Origin of the sequence: Aeromonas lacus (genome assembly GCF_000764665.1) — a bacterium.
Lineage (GTDB): Bacteria > Pseudomonadota > Gammaproteobacteria > Enterobacterales > Aeromonadaceae > Aeromonas > Aeromonas lacus.
This window is the reverse complement of record NZ_JRGM01000063.1, coordinates 1-2,911: the sequence shown is the minus strand read 5'-3', so window position 1 is coordinate 2,911 and position 2,911 is coordinate 1. Positions and strand designations below refer to the sequence as shown.

Here is a 2,911-nt window from a genome sequence, read left to right as displayed (position 1 = left end):
TCTGCAATGTGTGCGGTGCTGGAAGGATTGAAAATTAACGCGTCGCAAGGTGAGTTTTTGCGAAGTAAAATGTCAGAGTTAACTCGCATGGCCATAAAGGGGTTGACCGAAATAGGCTTTGACACATCTAATGAAACGGGTTTTCCAATTATATCCGTGAAAGTTGGGAGTGGTAAAGATATGATTAAAGCATCAAGGGTGTTGTATGAAAACCATATTCTTCTAACTTTAGCGCCTTATCCTATGGTTAAAAAGGGAAGTGAGGCTTTTCGCATCACTATTACAGCGACGAATACAAGCCATGATATTGCCCAATTAATTAAGGCATTTGAAGAGTTAAAAAATATTGGCTATTCATCATCATTGTTGCAGCGTAATAATATACAGTAATTATATCCGTGCTGAACTCACTTTATCATCTAAGTCTAGCGAGTTCAGCCAGTCAGCAAACGAGAGGCGCTAGGCTGCGTTCTTAAAGTGATGAAGGGCGTTGTTGCCCAAATCAGCCAGCAAGTCATGACTTCCCTGCCCCAGGTGACCGCTACACTTGGGGCTTTCTGACAGGTAGGCCCAGGGTATTCAGTTTGTTTATGGCGCTGACATACGCCATGACTTCTCCCACTTGGACGTTGTAGTTACGCAGACTGATTTTCAACTGCTTGAACCGATACATCGCTGTCTCTGCCAGCGAGCGACGGTGGTATCCCGATATCTTCTTCCAGTGCGCCAGTCCTTCCTTGCGCATCACCAGCATTGCGTCATGTCTTGGGTATCCCTTTTTCCATAACCCCGCGTTCTTGCGAGGCGGGATACATGAACCACGGTTAATCAAAGACTTGTTGTATTGAGGCCAGTTGATGATGGGGTGAAGCGACGTGCCCATGATGCAGATTTGAAGAGGATGGTGGTGATCAGATCACCGAGTCCTCAGTTAGTTCCATTCAAGTTGCATCGATTTGGGAAACAACGCCACACAATCAGCATCAGAAGATGTGCATAGGCTTTATAGAGCGGAGACAGATACAGAAAAGCGACCACTGTCAGCTTCGTGCAGATATCAAAGGGAGGCATCGGCCTCCCTTGTTTATTACAGCTCTCCGCTTACTGCACTACCACCAAACTCTTTATTCGCGCCTGCGGTCCTGGTGACTCTGCAGGAGCCCAAATTCTATTTGGTTGCCGGTGCGGCTTTAGCTGCCGGGGCTTTGGCATGATGCTTGGTTTTATGATGCTGTTTTTTCACGACTTTGGTTTGAGTTGCTTGCGGGGCTGCAGCCTTGGTCGGTGTAGCTGCCATGGTGAAACCAGAGGTCAGGGCGAAAACTGCAGCTACTGCCAAGGGGATGATCTTTTTCATGGTCACTTTCCTTATTGGGGTAATGGAGCCGTTCTCCATGACTTCATCCTACGACCGAGCACGACGAACTTCCGTGTGTAGTTGGTGACGATATGTATCCAAATGTACAAGTCGCACACTGCAACTTTATGAGATGCAAATGGAATGGTGTTGTTAACGCCTTCCACGAATAATGAGGAGTCGTTAGGATATGTAATACTAACAAGCGTGGTTACAGCAAGATAATCAGCATTTGTGCTCATAAAATGACTTTGCGGTGGGAATACATGGATCCAGTACAGCAACAAAAGTTGATTGAACAACTCATTCCCCAGCTGCGGAAAAAGAATTTCGCAGACATTTTTGCACAACTCATAGAGTCTGAAAGTAATAACGGACGCTTTCTGCTCAAAATGGAGCTACAACGCAAATGCGCCTCCTGCCGCAGGGTCATCGATATGCGGGACGCCCTGGCAGATGAGTGTCAAGTATATGAATTTAAAGGCATGATCCACTTCATGCCGGCAGAGGCTATCAGCCTGTTCCAGAGCCAGTGCTTCATTTACCGTGATGACTACACGATGGGTGTCTACGAGGTGATGCAGCAGTGGCAAAAGCAGCGGCAACAGGCCCGGGTAAAAGGCAAAGCCACGGCGCAGACCAACCCTTTCCAGCAATATGAAGTCAAGACTATCCCATTCGCCAGTTATTACGGTCGCCGCCAAGAGCGTATGCATATCAGCTCCCCTGTAGAAGTCAGACTCAAGGATGGAGCCAAACTCCTGGCCAAAACATCGGATCTTTCTCCTGAGGGGATTCGTATCTCAGTGCCTTATCTACCGACCTATCAAACCGGTGATCAGGTAGAGGTCATCTTTACCGGGTTGGAGCACGACAGCGCCAATCCACTATTACAACAACCAGTGCAGTACCAGATTTTGGGTGAGGAGAATAAAGAGGGGCGCTGCTGGCTAATACTGATCCGCACTGGTGACAACCCGGCCTTTGATACCTTTATCAAAGAGTTCATCAAAGCCAATAAAGGCCATCATCGGATAAGCGTCGATCACCTGCTTTCCGCTGCGATCATCAAGGGACACGAGCAGTTCTATCTACCGCGCATGACAGGCATACCACTCTTTTTTAGTTCGGGTGCAAACCCCAAGCTGGAGATAGCCCTGCGCAGCGAGAACAATCAGCACCTTCTCGAGTACTGGCGTGACGAAAAAAACCGTGACGCACTGGCAGGACTGTTTTCCACCGCTCGGATGAAACGCCTCTGCCCGGCACCAGGTGCCACCAAAGAAACGCTGATCTACAGCTTTGCCCATACCGTGCAAAATAAAATCTACTTCTTCTCGGCAACATCAGAAGAGTTACGGCTAAGTGGTTTGACCAAACTGTTCTTTCAGGTGGGTGCCCATCGCCCCAGCTGGCGCGTCTATAAATTTTCACTGGAACTGTGTGAGTTGGCAGAAGCGGATCTGGGTCAGATTGTCGGGCTCGAAGAGTCCCAATTACATGACATCCAGTTGCTGGAACGCATCAAACAGATAGGCTATTGCGGTTTATTGC

Annotated in this window: 3 protein-coding genes and 1 pseudogene; 2 read left to right on the top strand and 2 right to left on the bottom strand. The window is 48.2% G+C overall.

The features are described 5' to 3' along the window. Nucleotides 1–390 (top strand): PLP-dependent aminotransferase family protein (locus tag LG31_RS0107550; protein WP_152598335.1); only part of this gene is annotated, 390 nt, incomplete at its 5' end. 151 nt (nucleotides 391–541) lie between these two features. Here LG31_RS0107550 and LG31_RS0107545 read toward each other — a convergent pair. Together LG31_RS0107545 and LG31_RS0107540 are read right to left on the bottom strand one after the other, a co-directional pair. Further along, nucleotides 542–817: pseudogene (locus LG31_RS0107545) on the bottom strand (IS5/IS1182 family transposase); the annotation flags it as partial. 351 nt (nucleotides 818–1,168) lie between these two features. Further along, a complete protein-coding gene (locus LG31_RS0107540; RefSeq protein WP_033113872.1) occupies nucleotides 1,169–1,357 on the bottom strand; it encodes a hypothetical protein in 189 nt (62 codons plus the stop codon). A 266-nt stretch (nucleotides 1,358–1,623) separates the two neighbouring features. On the opposite strand from LG31_RS0107540, the gene LG31_RS0107535 reads away from it, so the two are divergent. Next, on the top strand, nucleotides 1,624–2,911 hold a 1,288-nt coding region (locus LG31_RS0107535), incomplete at its 3' end, for a PilZ domain-containing protein (RefSeq protein ID WP_033113875.1).